This window comes from Roseiflexus sp. RS-1, assembly GCF_000016665.1.
Classification (GTDB): Bacteria; Chloroflexota; Chloroflexia; order Chloroflexales; family Roseiflexaceae; genus Roseiflexus.
Map to the genome: position 1 here is coordinate 136,485 of NC_009523.1, position 21,420 is coordinate 157,904.

The 21,420-nt window shown below is 63.0% G+C and carries 16 protein-coding genes; 15 read left to right on the forward strand and 1 reads right to left on the reverse strand.

Annotation, left to right across the window (positions count from 1 at the left end; genetic code table 11):
* Positions 1–22 precede the first annotated feature (22 nt).
* The 13 genes from ROSERS_RS25655 (at position 23) to ROSERS_RS00635 (ending at position 14,601) form a co-directional block, all read left to right on the forward strand.
* Positions 23–187, forward strand: a complete 165-nt coding sequence (locus ROSERS_RS25655; RefSeq protein ID WP_157040911.1) for a hypothetical protein — start codon at positions 23–25, stop codon at positions 185–187.
* Positions 168–974 carry a ParA family protein gene (locus ROSERS_RS00580; protein ID WP_011954916.1) on the forward strand — a complete coding sequence of 269 codons (807 nt, stop codon included), beginning with the start codon at positions 168–170 and terminating at the stop codon, positions 972–974. Before ROSERS_RS25655 ends, ROSERS_RS00580 begins: the two co-directional genes overlap by 20 nt.
* Positions 971–1,876, forward strand: a complete 906-nt coding sequence (locus ROSERS_RS00585) for a ParB/RepB/Spo0J family partition protein (RefSeq protein ID WP_011954917.1) — start codon at positions 971–973, stop codon at positions 1,874–1,876. The genes ROSERS_RS00580 and ROSERS_RS00585 overlap by 4 nt, the downstream gene beginning before the upstream one ends.
* Positions 1,877–1,925: 49 nt before the next feature.
* Positions 1,926–2,555, forward strand: a complete 630-nt coding sequence (locus ROSERS_RS00590) for a CDP-alcohol phosphatidyltransferase family protein (RefSeq protein WP_011954918.1) — start codon at positions 1,926–1,928, stop codon at positions 2,553–2,555.
* 86 nt (positions 2,556–2,641) lie between these two features.
* A complete protein-coding gene (gene recN, locus ROSERS_RS00595; RefSeq protein ID WP_011954919.1) occupies positions 2,642–4,441 on the forward strand; it encodes a DNA repair protein RecN in 1,800 nt (599 codons plus the stop codon).
* Between the two features lie 38 nt (positions 4,442–4,479).
* Complete coding sequence (locus ROSERS_RS00600; RefSeq protein WP_011954920.1) at positions 4,480–7,767, forward strand: O-antigen ligase family protein; 3,288 nt, start codon at positions 4,480–4,482, stop codon at positions 7,765–7,767.
* A 135-nt stretch (positions 7,768–7,902) separates the two neighbouring features.
* On the forward strand, positions 7,903–8,814 hold the full coding sequence (locus ROSERS_RS00605) for an AEC family transporter (RefSeq protein ID WP_011954921.1): 912 nt from the start codon (positions 7,903–7,905) through the stop codon (positions 8,812–8,814).
* A 206-nt stretch (positions 8,815–9,020) separates the two neighbouring features.
* Positions 9,021–9,617: a TRAP transporter small permease subunit gene (locus tag ROSERS_RS00610; protein ID WP_011954922.1), complete on the forward strand. Its 597-nt coding sequence runs from the start codon at positions 9,021–9,023 to the stop codon at positions 9,615–9,617.
* A gap of 9 nt (positions 9,618–9,626) precedes the next feature.
* A complete protein-coding gene (locus tag ROSERS_RS00615; protein ID WP_011954923.1) occupies positions 9,627–10,961 on the forward strand; it encodes a TRAP transporter large permease in 1,335 nt (444 codons plus the stop codon).
* A 67-nt stretch (positions 10,962–11,028) separates the two neighbouring features.
* Positions 11,029–11,940, forward strand: a complete 912-nt coding sequence (locus ROSERS_RS00620) for a DNA-methyltransferase (RefSeq protein ID WP_011954924.1) — start codon at positions 11,029–11,031, stop codon at positions 11,938–11,940.
* Between the two features lie 29 nt (positions 11,941–11,969).
* Complete coding sequence (locus tag ROSERS_RS00625) at positions 11,970–12,524, forward strand: hypothetical protein (RefSeq protein ID WP_011954925.1); 555 nt, start codon at positions 11,970–11,972, stop codon at positions 12,522–12,524.
* A gap of 912 nt (positions 12,525–13,436) precedes the next feature.
* On the forward strand, positions 13,437–13,712 hold the full coding sequence (locus ROSERS_RS26560) for a helix-turn-helix domain-containing protein (protein ID WP_041332630.1): 276 nt from the start codon (positions 13,437–13,439) through the stop codon (positions 13,710–13,712).
* A gap of 31 nt (positions 13,713–13,743) precedes the next feature.
* Positions 13,744–14,601 (forward strand): IS630 family transposase, encoded by an 858-nt coding sequence (locus ROSERS_RS00635; protein ID WP_041332632.1) that lies wholly within the window; start codon positions 13,744–13,746, stop codon positions 14,599–14,601.
* Between the two features lie 500 nt (positions 14,602–15,101).
* Here ROSERS_RS00635 and ROSERS_RS00640 read toward each other — a convergent pair whose 3' ends face one another.
* A complete protein-coding gene (locus tag ROSERS_RS00640) occupies positions 15,102–15,293 on the reverse strand; it encodes a hypothetical protein (protein ID WP_041332634.1) in 192 nt (63 codons plus the stop codon).
* A gap of 44 nt (positions 15,294–15,337) precedes the next feature.
* Between ROSERS_RS00640 and ROSERS_RS00645 the strand changes: the two genes are divergently transcribed.
* Together ROSERS_RS00645 and ROSERS_RS27085 are read left to right on the forward strand one after the other, a co-directional pair.
* Positions 15,338–15,811 carry a hypothetical protein gene (locus tag ROSERS_RS00645; RefSeq protein ID WP_011954927.1) on the forward strand — a complete coding sequence of 158 codons (474 nt, stop codon included), beginning with the start codon at positions 15,338–15,340 and terminating at the stop codon, positions 15,809–15,811.
* A gap of 288 nt (positions 15,812–16,099) precedes the next feature.
* Positions 16,100–21,295 (forward strand): caspase family protein, encoded by a 5,196-nt coding sequence (locus ROSERS_RS27085; RefSeq protein WP_011954928.1) that lies wholly within the window; start codon positions 16,100–16,102, stop codon positions 21,293–21,295.
* Positions 21,296–21,420: the final 125 nt, after the last annotated feature.

A 21,420-nucleotide genomic window follows, 5' to 3' on the forward strand; every position in this document is an offset into this window, starting at 1 on the left:
AGTCTTTAAGGATAGCCAGCGGATGGGATGGTCCAAGCCGTCGGCGATCAAGTCATATGTGAGCAATTCGCCTGGTGCAACCTGTGACAACGCGGTTCGCGCAAAGTGTCGCCTCGTGCTACAATGGAGCGGCGTCGGCGGGGCGCGTGCGTTTCACGTGAAACAGTATGGCGATGGCGGCGATTAGCTCTTCCGAACCGTATATTCTTGCCCTGGCCAACCAGAAGGGGGGCGTCGGGAAAACGACGACGGCGGTCAATCTCGCAGGCGAACTTGCGAGTCGCGGTCAACAGGTGCTCCTGGTCGATTGCGATCCGCAGGGAAACGCCACAACCAGCCTGGGAGTCGCCAAACGCGATCTGCGCTTCTCAACCTATGAGGTCCTGGTCGGCATCGCCGGTCTTGACCGATCGATCCGCTCAACCGGTCGTGACGGACTGGATATCGTACCGGCGAATGAACACCTTGCTGGCGCGATGGTCGAACTGGTCTCCGCCGAACGACGCGAGTGGCGTCTTGCCGATGCGCTCAGTCAGGTGGCCGGGTACGACTGGGTCGTCCTCGATTGTCCGCCATCGCTCGGACTTCTGACGCTCAACGCGCTCTGCGCTGCGCGCGGTGTGATTGTTCCGCTTCAGTGCGAGTACCTGGCGCTTGAAGGACTGGCACAGTTGAAGGGGACAATCGACCGGGTGCGTGATCATCTCAACCCGCGTCTGACGATTGTGGGGGTGGTGATGACCATGTTCGATGGCCGCACCAATCTGGCGCAGCAGGTGGTCGAGGAGGTGAGGCGCTACTTCCCGCAGCGCATCTTCAATACGCTCATCCCGCGCAGCGTGCGCATCAGTGAAGCGCCCAGCTACGGACGCACCATTGCCGAGTATGATCCTTCCAGTCGCGGCGCGCAGGCGTATGCCGCGTTCGCCGATGAGGTGATGCGCCGTATTGATCGACAGGCGGTTGCGCGATGAAACGTCCTCGAGGGCTTGGCAGCGGTCTGGCAGCATTGATCCCCGGCGACACCGAGCGCACGATCGTGCGCGAGGCGTCGATCGATAGTATCGATGCCAATCCGTATCAACCACGCTCGGATTTCGATGAGTCCGCGCTCGATGAACTGGCAGCGTCGATCCGCGAACACGGGATCATCCAGCCATTGATCGTCACAGAACGTGATGATGGTCGGTATGAACTGATCGCTGGCGAGCGACGTTTGCGCGCTGCCCGGCGTGCTGGTCTTGATCGCGTGCCGGTTATCGTTCGTGAAAGCACTCCCCAGCAGGCGCTCGAAATTGCGTTGATTGAGAATATTCAGCGTGCCGATCTGAATGCGCTCGAAGAGGCGCACGCCTATCAGACGCTGAAAGATGAATTTGGTTTGAGCGATGAAGCCATCGCGCAACGGGTCGGTCGGAGTCGCGAGGCGGTCGCCAATACACGCCGCCTGCTGGGACTGGCGCCGGTGGCGCAACAGGCGTTGCTGGCGGGACGGATCAGCGCCGGTCACGGACGCGCACTGCTCAGGCTTGTCGATCAGGCGGCGCAGGAAGCGACTGTGGCGGCGATCATCGATCACGACCTGAATGTCCGCGAGGTGGAGCGTCTGACCGACTACGCCCGGACGACCGGCGATATTCATCGTGCGCTGTCGGCTGTTCGCCCGCGCCTGGACGCTGAGAAGCCCGACAGACGTCAACGCGCTGCGCGTCCCGATCCGTCCCCCGATGACCAGGCGATCCGCCGTGAACTCGAACGTCTGCTGGGAACGCCGGTGAGCCTGGTTCGCAGCGAACGCGAACTTCGGGTCACTATCGTGTTCCATACCGGGGAAAAGTTGCAGGAGTTTTTTGATCGCCTGTCGATGGGCAGGTAATCGTCCTCTCCGAGGCGACCCCCTTGCTGATACTATTGAGGTTGAGTCGATGTTCACGAAGCGATACAACACGCGCATTCGTCAGTGGACGGGCGATCTGGTGGCGCGAACGCTTGGACGCACCGGTCTGCACGCATCCACGCTGACACTCTTGAATCTGCTGTTGACACTGGCCAGCGTCTGGTGGCTGGCATCGGGACAGTTTTTCATCGGCGGGTTGATCGTCGCGTTCGCCAGTCTCTTCGATGTGCTCGATGGCGCGCTGGCGCGGGCAAAGAATCAGGCCAGTCGCTTCGGTTCGTTCCTCGACTCCACCCTTGATCGCTATGCGGATATGCTTATTTTCCTCGGGCTTCTGATCTACTTCGAACGTTCGACTGTTCACACGGTTGAGACTCTGCTGATCTTCGCGGCAACAGCAGGTTCGCTGCTGACCAGTTATATCCGCGCGCGCGCCGAAGGATGCGGCTTCGATTGCAAGGTGGGGCTGCTCGAGCGTCCTGAACGGATCGTGCTGATCGTTCTCGGATTGCTGACCGGTTGGGTGACGCTTATGTTGTGGTGTCTTGCGATCCTGAGCAACATCACAGCCATCCAGCGCTTCATCTACGTGTGGATGCAGAGTCGCGCCAGTCCGGTTGCCAAACGCCCGATCCAGGCGGTGGAACGTGGGAAGTAAGCGCGTGATCGAAGCCATGCCGCAACCGGCTGTGGTACAATTTTGCTACCTGTGCAGTCAGGTGTGATGCATACGCCGTCACGTGCATGTTGCTTGAACTCAACATCAGCGATTTTGCGATTATCGAACGCCTCAATCTGCGCTTCTGCGACGGGTTCAATGTCCTGACCGGCGAAACCGGCGCTGGCAAGTCGATCATTATCGATGCGCTAGGCACGCTGCGCGGCGAGCGGACTGACCCCTCGTTTGTGCGCGCCGGAAGTGAGCGCGCGCGGGTTGAGGGGATTTTCAGCATCGCCGATCGCCCCGATCTCCTCGCGCTCCTCGATGAGTATGGCTTGCGCGACGACGACGATCAGGTGATCCTGTCACGCGAGATCATCCGTGAGAGCGGGCGCAGTGTTGCGCGCGTGAACGGTCGTGCGGTAAGCAGCGCCGTGTTGCGCGATATTGGCAGCCGCCTGGTTGATATTCACGGTCAACACGAAGGTCTTTCGCTCTTCAACAGTCGCACCCACGGCGAGATGCTCGATCGGTTCGGCGGTCTGATACCGTTGCGTGAACGGGTTGCGGCGCAGGTTGCGGCGCTGCGCCAGGTGCGCGACGAACTCGATGCGTTGCGGCGCGCAGCGCAGCGTCGGACTGAGCGCATCCAGGAGTTGACGTTCCTGCTCGAGGACGTTCGAGCAGCGCGTCTGCGTCCGGGTGAAGAGGAGGAGTTGCTGCGCGAGCGTGCGCTGCTTCAGAATGGTGCGCGCATTACAGAACTGGTGACAACGACATATGCGCTCCTGTATACCGGCGATGAGACAGGGCGACGCGCCGCTCGACCCGCCGTCGAACTCCTGGGCGCTATCAACGATGCGCTGACCGAACTCGCCCGCCTTGACCCGACGCTGAGCCAGGCAGCCGAACAGGCGGCTGAACTGCTCTACAGTGTTGAGGATCTGGCAACGCGCATCCGCGCCTATCGCGATTCCATGGAGTTTGATCCGGCTCGTCTCGATGCTATCGAGGATCGTTTGACGCTGATCCGCGATATGCAGCGAAAGTATCGCGGCAGTATCGAGCATATCCTGGAGCGCGCAGCATCCGCTGAGGCGGAGATTGAACGCCTGACCCGCAGCGCGGAGCATCTGGCTGACCTGGAAGCGAAAGAACAACGCCTGCTCGATGAGATCGGTCGTCTCGCTGGCGAGTTGTCGCAACGGCGGCGTGAAGCAGGTGATCGCCTGGCAGCGGCGGTCGAACAGGCAGCGCGCGATCTCGCTCTCCCACATGTGCGCTTCGCAGTCAATCTGGAACGCACTGAAGATCCGGAAGGGGTTCCAATCATCGAGAACGGCGTTGAGCGCCGCTGGTCGTTTGATCGCTCCGGTGTCGATACGGTTGAATTCCTGCTCTCGCCCAACCCCGGCGAACCGCTCAAGCCACTGGCGCGGATTGCGTCGGGCGGCGAAAGCGCCCGTCTGCTGCTGGCGTTGAAATCGATCCTTTCGCGCGTTGATGACATTCCGACCCTGGTGTTCGATGAGATCGACGTCGGCGTTGGCGGTCGCGCCGGTCAGGTGGTGGGCGAGAAACTCTGGAGCATCAGCGACCGGCATCAGGTCATCTGCATCACGCACCTGCCGCAGGTCGCCGCATTCGCCGATGCGCACTACGCAATTGCCAAACTCTTCAGTGACGGCCGAACGCGCACGGTGGTGGCGCAACTCGACGATGCCCAGCGAGCGCATGAGATTGCTGCCATGCTCGATGGTACGCCGGTGAGCGAACACAGTCTTCGGAGCGCTCTGGATATGCTCGAACGGGCGCGGGCGTACAAACAGCGGACTGATCGCAATCTGTCACCTGACGCACTTCACGTTGAGGTCAAGCAATGATCAACTGGCTTGAGGATTAACTAGCAGGAGGTTCTCAGGTGTTACGTCCATCTCCTGTCGCAGTCTGGTGCGAGCGTGTGATCGAGGGTGGATGGTTGCTCGCGCTGCTCCTGATACCAACATACTTCAATCTGCTGTCAGCCCGTCACTTCGAGCCGGATAAAGCCACGACGCTGCGCTCGATTGTGATGATCATGCTGGCAGCGGCGCTGATCCATGCACTCGAAAAAATCTCTGCCTCACGCCCTCCTGCCGACGGGGACGCAAACGGCGCCTCCTGGTGGCGTCGTGTCGCCGCTGTGCCGCTCGCTGTTCCAACCCTGATCTATGCTGCGGTCTTCGTGCTGGCGACAGTGGTGTCGGTCGCGCCAGCGGTCAGTTTCTGGGGGTCCTACCAGCGCTTGCAAGGCACATTCACGAACCTCTCCTATATCATGCTCGGCGTCCTGATTGCGCTCTACCTGCGTCGTCGCGCGCAACTTGATCGCCTGGTCGTCGTGATGATCCTGTCCAGCCTGATCGCCGCTGGCTACGGTCTCGTGCAGCATCTTCAGCTCGATCCGCTCCCCTGGCGCGGCGATGTGGTGTCCCGCGTCGCTTCCACGATGGGAAATTCGATCTTTGTGGCAGCGTACATGATCATGGTGCTGCCCTACGCGCTCTATCGCGGCATTATTGCCGTGCATCATGCGCGCAGCAGCCAGGTCTCCCCTTCGCAGCCGTCGGTCGATCTCGGATGGGGAGCGGCGTATGCGCTCCTGGCGCTGGCCGCGCTGGCGCTGGTTTTCGCCGCCATGATGTTCAGCGCAGTGGTGCGCGCCGCCGATCTGCGCTACTGGTGGGTCTACCCCGGTGCGCTGGTGGTTGCGGGCGGGTTGTTTCTGCTGATCGCACTGGCGCCGCACCGCGCTGAGCGCCTGACATTCGGGACGCTGATACCAGGCATCCTGCTGCTCGGATACGTCATCCTTCTCGGCATTTCGTATACGCTGGGGCAGGGACCGAACCAGCGGGTGGTTCCGCTGGAGGGGCGGCCGGGGGTTGAGTGGCCACTCTGGTTGGGGATTGCGACCGCGCTCATGACAGCCGGTTATGCGCTGGTGATTCTGCTTCCGCGGCGCCCCGACACTCCATCGCGCCTCAGTTACGCACTCGAAGCGGTCGGTGCATTCGTGATCACAGCCCTGCTGCTGATCGCCACCTTTTTTACCCAGAGTCGCGGACCCTGGATCGGCGGCTTTGCAGCCCTGTTTGTGTTCTTTACCCTGCTGATTGTGCTCGCGTTGCACCGGGCGCGTCGGGATAACCCGGCGCGTGTGCGACTCTGGCGCGGGTTGCTGATCGGTGAAGTGACGCTGGCGATTGCGCTGGGCGGCTTCCTGGCAGCCTTCAACCTTTCTGATGCGCCGGTCTTTCAGCAGTTGCGCGATGTTCCGTACATCGGTCGCATGGGGCGTCTGCTCGAAGTGGAGAGCGGCACAGGACGGGTGCGCTGGTTGATCTGGTTCGGCGATGATAAAGCCGGCGGCGCCGCCGGTCTCATCCGCTCCGACCCATTGCGCATGATCGTCGGATGGGGTCCCGAAACCATGTTTGTGGCGTACAACCCGTTCTACCCCCCATCGCTCACCAGCCTCGAAGCACGATCAGCATCGCCGGATCGATCCCACCAGGCGTATCTCGATGAGATCATCAACAAAGGGTTGCTCGGGCTGATCAGTTACCTCTTTCTCCTGTTCAGTTTCTTCGCGCTGGCGTGGCGTCTGATGACGCACCTGGACGATTGGGGGTTGCAGGTGCTGATCATCGCTGCGGTTGCCGCCGTGACGGCGCACGCGGTTGAGGGATTGACCGGCATCCCGATTGTATCGACGTTGATGCTCCAATGGGTGTCTTTTGCGGTTGTCGTGTCTGCTGGCGGAATCGCCGGCATGTACCGCCTGCCCGGTATGCCGCCTGTACAGACCATGCCGGAGAAGGCATCAGCTTTGCCTGGAGCGCCAACTCCCGATAACGCGACCCGTTCAAGCAGAACGCCGAAAGACAGAGCGCCGGAGAAAGCGACAACATCTGCCCGTCAGCGCAGCGGGCGACGCGCCGAGGCGGTCAGGCGCGGATCGTCGCCTGCTCGACCGGCTGCGTCACGCACCCGCCAGGAAGGGCGTGCAGCGGCGATGGCCGTGTACGCCGTGATTCTCATCATCGCCCTGCTGGGCGTCTGGGCGTTCAATGTGGACAGCGTGCTCGCGGATATGCGGCTGCAACAGGCGCAGGGGTATATCGACAATCCGGGCGGCAGGCTGGAACAACAGATCATCGGCGCCAGTTATCTGCTCGACGCGATCCGCATGGAGCCGGATCAGGACTTCTACTACCTGACCCTTGGTCGGTCGCTGATGACCATGGTCACGCTGCGCGTCAATGAGGCGCGCCAGAACGGTGCATCGCTCGGTCAGATCGACCCGAATGCCAGCGTTGCAACGCTGCTGCAACTCGATGACACGGCGGCGCTGCAGTCGTTTGTGCTGCAACGCACGCCGATGGAACTGCTGAGTTATGCCCGCGCCGTTCTGCTGCGCGCGCAGCAACTGGCGCCGCTCAACAAGGATCACGCTGCCAACCTGGCGCGCATGTACAATTTCTGGTACCAGAACCTGAGCGGTGGTCAGGATCGCGAAGCGCTGACGCAGGCGATAGAATGGTATCAACGAGCGCACGCAATTGCGCCACAGGATGTCGCCATTCTGAACGAGTACGCTGCCGCCGTCGCCCGATCCGGCGACTACGATCAGGCGCTGGCGTTGCTCGAAAAGTCGCGCTGGCTCGACCCGCTCTACAACGATACGCCTCTGCGGATGGGCGACATCCTGCGCACGCAGGGGAAATTCGCCGACGCTGTCGATCACTACCTGATGGTGCTGGAGCGTGACCCGCGCGCGCTCGATGGGCAGATCACCGCCATCGCCGCAGCGCTCTCCTCTGATCCTGATCAGATGAAACGCCTGCGCGACGGCTACCTGGCGGCGCGATCTTCCCGCCCCGATGACCCGCAACTGTCGTCGATCATCGGATTGCTGTCGGTGCGCGCTGGCGACCTCGAAACCGCTGCAACCGCGTTTGCCGAAGCGGTACGCTTGCAACCGGACAACCTGGAAGCGCGCCAGAACTACACGATCGTGCTCAGTGATCTGCTGCGCTACGATCAGGCGGCGCAACAGGCGCAGGAACTGTTGACGCGTGCGGCGCAACGCCAGGAGACGACCGACCAGCAGCGCGCTGCGATCGAAGCCTTGCTCGGTTATCTCCGACAACGCGCGGGCGGTTGATGATGGTTGTCGGTATCAGGAAAGAAACCCCTTTCTGCTCGCCATGGAGCGTCTGTTTGAACACCGTTTCGCCGATTCCGAATCGGCGGAACGGTGTTGATCAGTGTTCGCTCTGTCTGTTGTGTGGAGTGCGATGTGCCTGCTCTGCTGTCGATCTTCCTCAACGTGCTCGCGCCGGTGTTCCTGCTGGTGTCCTTTGGTTACGTCGCCGGTCCGCGTCTCAACCTTGAATCGCGGACGCTGACCCGTTTCTCGTACTTTATTCTTATTCCCGCGTTCACCTTCGACGTCATGAGCAGCGCCCGCATTGGCGCAACCCTTGCCGGGCAAATGGTGGCATATACGATTGTCGTTCACCTGGGTTGTGCGGCTGTGGGCTATCTGGTCGCAACAGCGCTGCGGCGCCCGCCGAAAATGGTGGCTGCGTATATGCTGATCGCCATTTTTGGCAATGTTGGCAACTTTGGCATTCCTATCATTCAATTCCGCTTTCCCGGCAGCGATCAGGCGCTGGTTGCCGGCACCGTCTATTTCCTGGCGATTTCCAGCATTGCCTTCGTTGTTGGGGTGGCGGCGGCAAACTGGCACCGCGGCAGCGCCTGGCGCGCAGCCCTTGCTGTTGTCAAAACGCCAGCCCTGATCGCAGTGCCGCCCGCACTGCTGGTCAACAGTTTGCAGATCGAACTCCCACCCCTCATCGCACGGTCGATCAGTCTGCTTGCTGCGGCAATGATCCCAACCATGCTGGTGGCGCTCGGCGTTCAACTTTCGGGCGCAGGTATGCCGCGCCTCACCTTCGATACCGTTCTGGCGGCGGCAGTCCGCCTGGCGGCAGGTCCGGCGCTGGCGCTGGCGCTGGCGCCGCTGTTCGGTCTCGACGGCATCGAGCGCGCGGTTGGCGTGTTGCAGGCAGCCATGCCAGCCGCCGTGCTCGCGTCGATCATTGCGGTCGAGAACGATCTGCTGCCGGAGTTTGTTATCACCACCGTCCTGTTTTCCACCCTGCTCAGCATCGTCACATTGACCATCGTTCTGGCGATTGTCTGAGAGAGTTATGGTATAATAAACGTTGTCGGATCCTTATCTCTGCCTTCCCGTGATGTCCGTCTGATGCGCGTCATAGATATACGTGCGCTACGCATGGATAGTGCGTACCTGTGCACAGGGCTACACGTGTACTTTGATCTGCACGTTTTTTATAGAGTGGTAACGGTGCATTCCGGGTATCCGTACAAAAGCGTCAGGAGCGTTCTATGCAGTTCCTCTTGCGCGTGAGCGATGCTATCGATGCGCTCAATGAATGGATTGGCAGCAAGACGGCGTACATTGTCATGGCGATGGTGGCGATCGGTTTTGTCAACGTTGTTGCGCGCTATGTCGGGCGTTTCATCGGCGTCCGTCTCACCTCGAACGCCATTATCGAGTTGCAGTGGTATCTCTTCTCGATCATGTTCTTTCTGGGTTTTGCCTATATTTTGAAGCACAACCTGAATGTACGGGTCGATTTCTGGTACGCGAACTGGACCCCACAGCGCCGCGCCCTGATCGATCTCGCCGGAACGCTGCTCTTCCTGATCCCCTTCTGTATCATTGCGATTATTGTGACTTTCAATCCGGTTATGTTTTCCTGGGGACGCCTGCCCAACGGCAGGTGGGGACCCTGGGAGATGTCGCCCGATCCTGATGGTCTCCCACGGGCGCCGATCAAGTCGATGATTATCGTCGCTTTTGTGCTACTCCTTTTGCAGGCGATCTCCCAGGCGATCAAATACCTTGCGATTGTGACCAATGCTGTTCGCGCCGAACAGGCGGCGCAGATCGAAGAGTACCATGCACCTGTAGTCGAATAGGAGAGTACGATGGGGTACGAGTGGCTGGCTATCGCCATGTTCGTCGGGTTCTTCTTTCTCCTGATTAGCGGGTACCCGGTGGCTTTCTCATTTGCGGGAACGGCGATTGTCTTCGGGTTGATCGGATTGTCGCTCGATGCGTTCAAACTCGACCTGCTCCGCCTGCTGCCGAACCGCTGGTTTGGGACGATGTCCGACTTTACGTTGCTGGCGATCCCTTTTTTCATCTATCTCGGTTCGGTGCTCGAAAAATCAGGGCTGGCTGAAGAGCTGCTCGAAACCGTTGGCATTCTGCTCGGTCCGCTACGCGGCGGCATCGCTCTCGCCGTTGTTGCAGTGGGGACGCTCCTGGCAGCCACCACCGGCGTTGTTGCTGCGACGATCATTGCGATGGGGTTGATCTCGCTACCGATCATGGTGCGCCTGGGGTACGACAAAGGCCTGGCGACCGGCGCGATCACATCATCGGGAACGCTGGCGCAGATGATTCCGCCGAGTCTGGTGCTGGTGGTGCTCAGCGATCAGATCGGCGTTTCGGTCGGCGATCTCTTCGCCGGCGCATTGATTCCGGGGTTGATGCTGGCCGGTTCGTATGCGCTCTACTGTCTGGTCATCGCCTATCTCAAACCAGACCTCGCGCCTCCTCTGCCACTGGAAATGCGCCAGATCCGTGGATGGGCGCTGTTCGCCAAATCGATGAAGGCGCTGGTACCGCCAATTGCGTTGATCTTTGCCGTGCTCGGAAGTATTTTCTTCGGTCTGGCGACGCCGACTGAAGCTGGATCGGTTGGCGCGGTCGGTGCGATCCTGCTCGCCTGGGCGAATAAGCGCCTGAGCTGGAAGTTGCTGGCAGACTCGGCGCTCAGCACGGCGCGCACCAGTACGCTGGTGATTATGATCCTGTTCTGCTCCACGTTCTTCTCCCTGGTGTTCGATGGTCTGGGCGGCACAAAGTTTGTCACCGAGATTCTGACCGGTCTTCCGGGCGGGTTGCTGGCGTTCATTATTGTCAGTAACATCGTTGTCTTCCTGCTCGGCATTTTCCTGGAATTCGTCGAGATCTGCTTTATTGTCATGCCGCTCTTTGTTCCCGCCGCAAGTGCGCTCGGCGTCGATATGGTCTGGTTCGGCATCATGATGGCGGTCAATCTCCAGACCGCGTTCATCTCGCCACCGGTCGGCTTCTCGCTCTTCTACCTTCAGAGTGTGGCGCCAAAGGAAGTGGAAACTGCCGATATTCACAAAGGGGCAATACCGTTCATGGTGTTGCAACTCGTTGTGCTGATCCTGGTCATTCTGTTCCCCGGCACCGTTACCTGGCTGGTCGAGCGGGTCGCGGGGTAGCGCCGGTGTGGAATATGACAAATGCGCCTGCCGCTCCTTCGCTGCGGGGAAGGCAGGAAATAGTGGAATGATGAACACGAATCTCCTTGAGGACGATGTTGTCGGCAAAATCTACCTTGCCGACAACATCGACGTGCTGCGCACCCTTCCGTCGGAATCGGTAGACCTGATCTACATCGATCCCCCCTTCAACACCGGAAAAGTCCAGGAGCGCACCCAGCTCAAGACCGTGCGCTCTGAAAGCGGCGACCGTGTCGGCTTCCAGGGACATCGCTACGAGAGTATTGTTGTAGGGAAGAAGCGCTTTGCCGATCTCTTCGACGACTACCTGGCATTCCTGGAACCGCGTCTTGTCGAGGCGCACCGTATTCTGGCGCCGCATGGGTGCCTCTACGTTCACCTGGACTACCGCGAGGTGCATTACTGCAAGGTGCTGCTGGATGCCATCTTCGACCGCGCCTGCTTTTTGAACGAGATTATCTGGGCTTATGACTACGGCGGGCGTCCGAGGGACCGATGGCCTCCCAAGCACGACACCATCCTGCTCTACGCGAAGGTTCCCGGTCAGCATGTGTTCAATCTGGACGCAATCGAGCGCATCCCGTACATGGCGCCGGGACTGGTCGGACCTGAGAAGGCGGCGCGCGGGAAACTCCCAACCGATACATGGTGGCACACGATTGTTCCGACGAACGGTTCTGAGAAGACCGGGTATCCGACCCAGAAGCCGCTGGGGATTCTCCGCCGGATCATCCAGGCATCGTCTCACCCAGGGGCAGTCGTGCTCGACTTCTTCGCCGGTAGCGGGACGACGGGGATAGCGGCGCTGGAGTTGGGTCGGCGTTTCATTCTGGTGGACAACAGCCAGGAAGCCCTCCAGGTGATGGCCAGGCGATTCGATGGTATCAGGGGTATTACGTGGGTCGGTTTCGATCCGATGCCGTACCAGAAGGGCGAAAAGCAATATAGGCTGTTCTAAATGCCTACAAGACGGGATCAGGTGAACGGATGCAACAGATCAAAGATCCTGATGTCCAGACACTCGTGTCAATCGCAGGCATGTTAAGGAAAGACTATGTTCGCGATGAGGATAATGACCCCTGGGCTGATAGCCCATTCGGATGGATTAGGACACGTCCCTCCCGGCAGCGCGGCAGGATCGGCGAGCAGCTTGTGGCTGGTTGGTGTGCGGCAAAAGGACTTGATGTCACGTCAAGCAGAAAACCAGAGGTAGACCGGGTCATTGCTGGAAAGCGTGTTGAGATCAAATTCTCAATGCTTTGGGAGAGTGGTATCTACAACTTCCAGCAAATTCGCGATCAGGATTACGAGTATGTCATCTGCCTCGGCATTTCGCCGTTCGACGCGCATTGCTGGGTGATCTCGAAAGATGTTCTTCGACAGTACGTCATTGGCCACACTCCTCAGCATACCGGAAGGCGCGGCACTGATACGTTCTGGCTTCAAGTCACAGTAGCGTCTCCTCCTGAGTGGTTAACAGCATACGGCGGAAGCCTCGCAGAAGCATACGAAATTATGCGGAAATGGCAGGCGAATCTCTGATGCCAGATCGTCAGTCGCCGGTTGCGGAGCCTGTTACTGTAGCGAAGTGCAAAATTATCGTGCTACGTGGCGCGAGAAGCGCAGACGTCTGTTGATGGGTGGCCACGGAGTCTCAGATGCGTCGACCATTGCCTGAGTCTGCCGTGTCGCACAAGATGCCCGCTTGCGGCAACAGGTGCAGCCTTATCCAACGGGCCCTGTAAGTGCTGCGCATCCACGCACTGCACCTTAGCGCCTCTGTGTGAGCAGGTCTGATGCATGCGAGCGGCAATTTCGGCAATCTTCCGATCTGGAGCGGGCGAGATGCCCGCGCACTCGGGACGTACATAAAAAATGCGGATTTAATGCTCAATCTCCATCAGCCCGACGGCTCGTTCGGGATAGCGGATGTATAGCAGTTCTCATAGAGGTTGAACCTCCTCGGATGACCGCAGTCACCATCGCGCTCCCCGCGCAGCGACCGCCGTGCATGTCGGTCGGTAAGAGAAGACATCCGCCGTCGTCCCCGTCGTCGGGCGTGACCCGCGGCAGTGCGGGCTAATGGTCTTTGAGTAAATAGTCCGGTATAGCCCGCGTAGGCGGGCTTCGCCTTGGCTAGCCGAGGGCTTCAGCCCCACGGCTAGCGCGGTAGAGCGGATTTAATGCTCAATCTCCATAAGCCCTCCCTGAGCGCCTGGAAGCCCCTGCGGGGCTGGCGTTTCGGTTATCCTTGCCATATGCCGGGAGGACTGGGGTTGATCCAGCCCGCAGGGCTTGCCCGACCTCAGCAAGGGCTTATGGTCTTTGAGGAAATAATCCGCCGTAGCCCGCGCAGGCGGGCTTTGCATTCCATAGCCGAGGGCTTATGGACTTTGAATAAATATTCCGTTATACTAATATTCATCCGTGTCAAGCCTTGCTCAGGAGGTTGCGATGCCGGCACGCCGGACCCTTCACTTGTGCATCGAGGAACGGGAGGCCCTCGAAGACCTGCGCGATCACGCTCCCAAGCCCTATTTGCGCGAACGGGCGGCGGCATTACTGCTCATCGCGTCCGGCGTACCGCCTGCCGTCGTGGCGCGCGAACGCTTGCTGCGTCCGCGCCATCCGGAAACCGTCTCTCGCTGGCTGAATCGCTGGGAAGCCGAGGGCATCGATAGCCTCCCCATCCGGGACGGACGCGGGCGCAAGCCCGCTTTTTCCCCCTGACCACCATGACCCCGAGACGGCGGCGACTGAGGTGGAGCATCTGGTCCGCCGTGACCCGCGGCAGTGTGGGCTGACCCAGACGCGCTGGACCCTGGACGCCATCCGCAGCCCGTTGGTGTGGGGACGCGACGCCGCGCTGCGCGGGATCGCCCGCATCCTGGATCGGTTGGGCATCACCTGGCAGCGCGCCCGCAGTCATGGGCATAGCCCTGATCCTCACGATCAGGCCAAACTGCAGGAGATTGCGGACGTGGTGGAGGATGCCCGCGCGCACCCCAACCAGGTGGTGACCGTGTATCTGGATGAAGTCACGGTCACCCGGCGCCCGACCCTGGCCAACGGGTATGGACGGGCAGGCGCCGATCAGGTGCGGGCGGAACGGAGTCGGGCGACCGATGGTGACCTGCGCATCGTGGGCAGTTTGGACGTCGTGACGGGCCAGGTGGTCACCCGGCGGGCGAAGACGATTGGCCTGGCGACGCTGGTGCGATTCTACCAGGATCTGCACGCTGCCTATCCTGAGGCTGAGCGCATCGATGTCATTCTGGATAATTGGCCGGTCCATTTTCATCCGGATGTCCTGGTGGCGCTCGAGCCGCAAACGACCCGCTGGGCGTTTTCCCGTCCTGGCAATTGGCCGGCCACGCCCAGTGGACGGGCCGTGCGCCGGGCTGGAGATGTCCGCCTGCCCATCCAACTGATGCCGTTGCCGACGTATGCGTCGTGGTGCAATCCGATCGAGAAGCTGTGGCGGTGGATGCGTCAGGAGGTCACCCGCGTGCATCGCTGGGCGACGGATCTCGATCAGTTGCGCAGCCATCTGGATGCCTTCTTCGCGTCGTTTGCAACCGGCTCGTCAAAGCTTTTACAGTATGTCGGTCTCGGATAGCGGATTATTTATTCAAAGACCATCAGCCCCACGGCTAGCGCGATAGAGCGGAATAAATGCTCAATCTCCATCAGCCCGACGGCACGAGGCGTATACCGGATCAAATTCTCAATATTAGCCCCACGGCAAGCTCTCCTGTCGGGTGTCGTGTATTGGCTATTCCTCTGCCCAGCAGCAAGCTCTCCTATCGGCTATCGGCTATCGGCTATTCCTCAGCCCCACGGCCACAACGTTCGGCATATTCAATAATGCTGCCCTTCGCCATAGAGCAGGTAAGCGACGGCGGCAATTCCGGCAATCTCCGGTCTGGAGCGGGCGGGGACGCCCGCGCACCCGGGGCATCCATAACGTGCTGACGGTTACCCCCCCACGGGCGTGGCGAGACGCCCGCGCACCCGGGGCGCGCATAGACTGCCTTCGCCAGATACGCCGGTTCGACGCGAGACGCCCGCACACCCAGAGCGCACAATGCCGCCCTTCGCTCTCGACCGACGTTTCGCTCAAACCGGCGAGACTGGCGTATCTGGACGTTCGGATCGCCACATCCAGATCGAGATCGCCACCCCGACGACACAGAGCGTGACGCCCAGCGGCGCATCCCACGGACGGTAGCGCAGCGTCACCTCGGCGACCCCCGGCGGAATGGCGACGCTGAACCGGCAATGGTTGTATAATTCGGAGGAGTGTATCATCTCAGTCTTCATATGAGGACTTGAAAGACTCTGGGGAGCGTGTCATGCCGTATGCCAGTATCAAACTCATCTTCCGGGCAGCGCCGCATGCCGGCGCAAGCCCGGCGCTGGTCAGCGCAACTGCGCGCCAGGTGGTGGCGAGTCTTGTGCAACAGAACCAGCGGATCGAACCGGTGTACGACGGTTCGCGGGGCGGCGATCTGTATCAGTGGCTGGTGGAGACCGCAAACGCCGCACAACCGCTGATTCCACTTGCAACCCTGGCGCTTACCGTCGCCCAGTTGTTGAAGGAGGTAAAGAATCTCAGCAAAAGCGACACGAGCACCCCCAGAGACCAACCACCGATCGTCGTCGTTGTGACCTGCGGTGACGCCACATGCACACCGCCTCCCGACAGCGATCAGGCGCTGCTGGAACAGTTGCTGCGCGAAACGTTTCCCGACCAGATCGAGCCTGACCGACTGAGCGTTGAAGTTCAGGTCGGCTCGCCACCGCCGCCGCCATCCCCCTTCGATTGAGGGAGCGGGCGTTCTTCTCTGATGGTCTTTGAATACAAAATCCGCCGTAGCCCGCGCAGGCGGGCTTCGCCTTGCTTAGCCGAGGGCTTCAGCCCGACGGCAACGGCGTTCCTTCTCCAATTTCGGGCATCAAGACGCCCCGTCTCCCCCTTCTCCTCTTGTGGGAGAAGGGGGACGGGGGGATGAGGGGGCAAACGCGCCTCGGATCTTCCCCCACCTCAACCCTATCGTGTACAATAGTGAACAATATCGAGATCAGACATCACACCATTCCTTGCCGACCGCCCTATGTCGAAACGCGCACTCATCATCGGCGTCAATCGCCCGCAGAACGATCCGACATTCGCTCCCCTGCGCAGCGCCGAACGCGATGCGAATGATCTGGCGAGCGCACTGCATGACTGCGGCTTCGCGGTGCAATCGCTGATCGGGCAACAGGCGACAACGGATGCCATCCGCAAGGCTGTTGCCAGATTGCGACGGCAGGCTGACAGCGAGAGTGATCTCTTCATAGCCTTTTCTGGTCACGGGGCCTGGATTCCTCCGGTGGCTGGACACCCCGATGGTACGACCTTCCTGGTCAGTGCCGATTACGAGAGCGAGATCGCTACCGGCGACCCCAACTACTACCTCTCCCTCGACTGGTGGTACACCCAGTTGCTCGCCTGGGATAAGCCGCGTAGTGTGGTGCTGGCGCTCGATTGCTGCTTTGCCGGTAATGTCGCACAGGCTGCCGAGCGGCGATCTATCGGCGACGCGATTGAACAGCACTTTCGCGGCGTCACCGTTCCAACCGGACGCCTGCGCGCCTATCTGGCGGCAACTGTACCGGGCGAGAAAGCCTACGAAGATGACCGTGGCGGATTGTTGACGCAGGCAGTGGTGGCGTGTCTGCGCGATAAGGACGGTCAGGGTGATGGGTTAGTCACGGTCCCGGCATTGATAGATGCCGTGAAAAAGCATGCTGCTCTGCACCCCGACCGGTCACATCCCTTCACCGAGTACAAAGGTGATTACCACTGGGTGCTCGCCGATCACCGCGAAGCCCGACGAGCGGCACGGGAGGCGCAGCAGGCTGAGCAACGGCGCGCCGAGGCGCAACAGCGACTCAAACGCTGGCGGTCGCCGCGCAGCGCTGCCCGCCGCGACGAGTTGCTGCGCGGCTTTGTTGGGCGCGAAGCCGAATTGCGTGAACTTTCTAAAGAGATCGAGCGTCTGCGCGCCACCGGCGGCTACCTGCTGGTGACCGGCGTTGCCGGCCAGGGCAAGAGCAGCATCCTGGCGAAACTGATCGCCCACCGTGAACCTGAACCAACCCCCGCCTACTTCATCCGCTTTACCCCCGGACCCTCAGAACAGGCTGCGCTGCTCGGTCACCTGGTCGCCGAGTTGCTGACCCTGGCCGAACGCGAAGCCGATGCGCTCACCTACCTGCCCGATGGCGACAGTGTCGTAGCGTTGTACAACAGCTTCGAGATTCTGCTGAACGATCTGGCAGCCCAACGACCGTTGACACTGGTGATTGACGGGCTGGATCAGATCGAACCTGACCTGGCTGGACGGCGCGATCTGAGCTTCCTGCCCGAACGGCTGCCGCCCGGTGTGGTGCTGGTGATCGGCACCCGTCCCGACGACACGCTGAAGCCGCTCAAACTACGCACCCCGCACTGCGAATATTGCCTGCCGCCACTGAGCGAAGCCGACTTTGGCGAGCTGCTGCGTGATCGCGGCGTGACGCTCAGCGCGCATGAGCAATCGGAACTCTACCATGCGCTGCACGGTAATGCCTTCGACCTGGCATTTCTGGCGCAGGAGATACGCCAGACACCACACACTAAAATCGCCGCGTTGCTCCGGCGGGTCATCGCCAATCCACGCGACCTGTTCACGCCAACACTGGACCGGTTGCAGCGCGACTGGAACCTGTGGGAGAGGGTGTTGCGCCCCCTGCTGGGCACCTTGCTGGCTGCCCAGGAGCCGCTCAGCCGCGACGCTCTGCGCGAGATTCTTAACGTCTCTCAGGATCGTATCCAGACCGCGATTGAGCGCCTGGGGGGGCTGCTTGGTGTGCGCGATGTACAGGGACAACCGAGGTACGGGTTGATCCACCTGAAACTGATTGACTATTTGCGCACGGAGACGTTCGCCGCTGACGAACTGATCACCTGTCATGCCCAGATCGCAGCGTGGTGCGGTCGTGATCTGGCGCATCTCTGGCAACCAACAACCGATCTTGCCGAACAGGAACGGCGTGCCTACGGGCAAACCCACCTGGTCACGCATCTGGCAGCGGCGCAGAAGTATGACGACGTCTGGCGTCTGTTAGACGCCGATGAGTACGGCGCAGCGAAGCGGCGTGCCGACCCTAGCCTGCGGGCGTACATTGCCGACCTTGATCGGGTGCGGCAGACAATAGCGGATGCGTCGGATCGCGACCGGCAGCAGATGGCGACATGGCTGGCGCGGGCCTGGCGCTATAGTCTGCTGCGGGTCAGCCTGACGGGTAAAGTTGACGCATGGCCGACGGAACTGTTCACAGCACTGGTTGCCATGGGGCGAGGCGCCGAAGCGCGTGACCGCGCCGAGTTGCTGAGCGATCCGAAACAACGGGCAGAGGTGCTGACCGCAGTGGGGCGGGCGTTGCTGGAACGCGGCGCTGCCGGCGGGTTGGAGGCGTTCCGTCGTGCCCGCGCTGCTGCCGAGGCGATCTCTGACCCTTACAAGCGCGCCGAGGCCCTGCGCGCCCTGGCGCGGGCGCTGGCGGCGGCGGGGCAGTGGGAGGAGGCGCGGGCGGTCGTGGAGGCGATAGCCGACCCCCTCTGGCGCGCCAGGGCGCTGGGGGATGTGGCAGGCGCGCTGGCGCGGGCGGGGCAGTGGGAGGAGGCGCGGGCGGTCGTGGAGGCGATAGCCGACCCCGACGAGCGCGCCGAAGCGCTGGGGGATGTGGCAGGCGCGCTGGCGGCGGCGGGGCAGTGGGAGGAGGCGCGGGCGGTCGTGGAGGCGATAGCCGACCCCTTCCGGCGCGCCAGGGCGCTGCGGAAGGTGGCAGGCGCGCTGGCGCAGGCGAGACGCTGGGACGACGCCCGCGCCGTCGCCGAGACGATTGCCGACCCCTTCTGGCGCGCCGAAGCGCTGCGGGAGGTGGCAGGCGCGCTGGCGGCGGCGGGGCAGTGGGAGGAGGCGCGGGCGGTCGCGGCGGCGATAGCCGACCCCTTCTGGCGCGCCGAAGCGCTGCGGGAGGTGGCAGGCGCGCTGGCGGCGGCGGGGCAGTGGGAGGAGGCGCGGGCGGTCGCGGCGGCGATAGCCGACCCCATCTGGCGCGCCAGGGCGCTGGGGGATGTGGCAGGCGCGCTGGCGGCGGCGGGGCAGTGGGAGGAGGCGCAGCGCACCTTTGCTGGAGCGCGGGCGGTCGCGGCGGCGATAGCCGACCCCGACAAGCGCGCCGAGGCCCTGCGCGCCCTGGCGCGGGCGCTGGCGGCGGCGGGGCAGTGGGAGGAGGCGCGGGCGGTCGCGGCGGCGATAGCCGACCCCAGAGAGCGCGCCGGGGTGCTGCGTGCGCTGGCAGGCGCGCTGGCGGCGGCGGGGCAGTGGGAGGAGGCGCGGGCGGTCGCGGAGGTGATAGCCGACCCCCTCCGGCGCGCCGAAGCGCTGGGGGATGTGGCAGGCGCGCTGGCGGCGGCGGGGCAGTGGGAGGAGGCGCGGGCGGTCGTGGAGGCGATAGCCGACCCCCTCTGGCGCGCCAGGGCGCTGGGGGATGTGGCAGGCGCGCTGGCGCGGGCGGGGCAGTGGGAGGAGGCGCGGGCGGTCGTGGAGGCGATAGCCGACCCCTACGAGCGCGCCTGGGCGCTGGTGGCTATGGCAGGCGCGCTGGCGGCGGCGGGGCAGTGGGAGGAGGCGCGGGCGGTCGCGGCGGCGATAGCCGACCCCAGGCAGCGCGCCGAAGCGCTGGGGGATGTGGCAGGCGCGCTGGCGGCGGCGGGGCAGTGGGAGGAGGCGCGGGCGGTCGTGGAGGCGATAGCCGACCCCTTCCGGCGCGCCAGGGCGCTGCGGAAGGTGGCAGGCGCGCTGGCGGCGGCGGGGCAGTGGGAGGAGGCGCGGGCGGTCGCGGCGGCGATAGCCGACCCCTACGAGCGCGCCGAAGCGCTGGGGGATGTGGCAGGCGCGCTGGCGCGGGCGAGACGCTGGGACGACGCCCGCGCCGTCGCCGAGACGATTGCCGACCCCTACAAGCGCGCCGAAGCGCTGGTGGCGCTGGCAGGCGCGCTGGCGGCGGCGGGGCAGTGGGAGGAGGCGCGGGCGGTCGCGGCGGCGATAGCCGACCCCCTCCAGCGCGCCGGGGTGCTGCGTGCGCTGGCAGGCGCGCTGGCGCGGGCGGGGCAGTGGACGGATGCCCAACAGACCTTCGCCGCCGCCCGGCAGAGCGCCGAGGCGATAGCCGACCCCTACAAGCGCGCCGAAGCGCTGGGGGATGTGGCAGGCGCGCTGGCGGCAGCGGGGCAGTGGGAGGAGGCGCGGGCGGTCGCGGCGGCGATAGCCGACCCCTTCTGGCGCGCCGAAGCGCTGGGGGATGTGGCAGGCGCGCTGGCGCGGGCGGGGCAGTGGGAGGAGGCGCGGGCGGTCGCGGCGGCGATAGCCGACCCCGACAAGCGCGCCTGGGCGCTGGTGGCGCTGGCAGGCGCGCTGGCGGCGGCGGGGCAGTGGGAGGAGGCGCGGGCGGTCGCGGCGGCGATAGCCGACCCCGACAAGCGCGCCTGGGCGCTGGTGGCTATGGCAGGCGCGCTGGCGGCGGCGGGGCAGTGGGAGGAGGCGCGGGCGGTCGCGGCGGCGATAGCCGACCCCAGGCAGCGCGCCGAAGCGCTGGGGGATGTGGCAGGCGCGCTGGCGCGGGCGGGGCAGTGGGAGGAGGCGCGGGCGGTCGCGGCGGCGATAGCCGACCCCAGCCAGCGCGCCGAAGCGCTGGGGGATGTGGCAGGCGCGCTGGCGCAGGCGGGTGATACCCAGGCGGCGCAGGCGACCTTTGCCGCCGCCCGCGCCGTCGCCGAGACGATTGCCGACCCCTACAAGCGCGCCGAAGCGCTGCGTGCGCTGGCAGGCGCGCTGGCGGCAGCGGGGCAGTGGGAGGAGGCGCGGGCGGTCGCGGCGGCGATAGCCGACCCCTACGAGCGCGCCAGGGCGCTGGTGGCTATGGCAGGCGCGCTGGCGCACGCGGGGCAGTGGGCGTATGCCCGGCAGACCGCCGAGGCGATTGCCGACCTCCGCGAGCGCGCCGAGGCCCTGCGCGCCCTGGCGCAGGCGTTGATCCGCGCCGGTCAGATTGATGACGCCATGGCGCTGCTGGTCAGCGCATGGGCGCAGGCGCAGACTGTTGACGAGTTGACTAAACTTTTTACTATTGATGCCTCGTTACTGCGTGCGTACCCGACGCTAGGCGGCGATCTGCCGGAGGCGTTCAATTGGGTAGAGCGAGTCGTGCGCGCCGGTTAGCGGCAGTAGAACGGCGCGGCATCCGCCTGCCTTGTGCTGAACTCAGAATCCGCTATAATACATGCACCGTCGCAGTGGCGCGCTATGCGCGCTGCGCGCTTTTTTGCGAGTGATGATCCGGTAAG

Coding starts and splice junctions, on each gene's coding strand:
- ROSERS_RS25655 (WP_157040911.1), top strand. CDS start 23: ATGGGATGGTCCAAGCCGTCGGCGATCAAGTCATATGTGAGCAATTCG.
- ROSERS_RS00580 (WP_011954916.1), top strand. CDS start 168: ATGGCGATGGCGGCGATTAGCTCTTCCGAACCGTATATTCTTGCCCTG.
- ROSERS_RS00585 (WP_011954917.1), top strand. CDS start 971: ATGAAACGTCCTCGAGGGCTTGGCAGCGGTCTGGCAGCATTGATCCCC.
- ROSERS_RS00590 (WP_011954918.1), top strand. CDS start 1,926: ATGTTCACGAAGCGATACAACACGCGCATTCGTCAGTGGACGGGCGAT.
- recN (WP_011954919.1), top strand. CDS start 2,642: ATGTTGCTTGAACTCAACATCAGCGATTTTGCGATTATCGAACGCCTC.
- ROSERS_RS00610 (WP_011954922.1), top strand. CDS start 9,021: ATGCAGTTCCTCTTGCGCGTGAGCGATGCTATCGATGCGCTCAATGAA.
- ROSERS_RS00615 (WP_011954923.1), top strand. CDS start 9,627: ATGGGGTACGAGTGGCTGGCTATCGCCATGTTCGTCGGGTTCTTCTTT.
- ROSERS_RS00620 (WP_011954924.1), top strand. CDS start 11,029: ATGATGAACACGAATCTCCTTGAGGACGATGTTGTCGGCAAAATCTAC.
- ROSERS_RS00625 (WP_011954925.1), top strand. CDS start 11,970: ATGCAACAGATCAAAGATCCTGATGTCCAGACACTCGTGTCAATCGCA.
- ROSERS_RS26560 (WP_041332630.1), top strand. CDS start 13,437: ATGCCGGCACGCCGGACCCTTCACTTGTGCATCGAGGAACGGGAGGCC.
- ROSERS_RS00640 (WP_041332634.1), bottom strand. CDS start 15,293: ATGATACACTCCTCCGAATTATACAACCATTGCCGGTTCAGCGTCGCC.
- ROSERS_RS00645 (WP_011954927.1), top strand. CDS start 15,338: ATGCCGTATGCCAGTATCAAACTCATCTTCCGGGCAGCGCCGCATGCC.
- ROSERS_RS27085 (WP_011954928.1), top strand. CDS start 16,100: ATGTCGAAACGCGCACTCATCATCGGCGTCAATCGCCCGCAGAACGAT.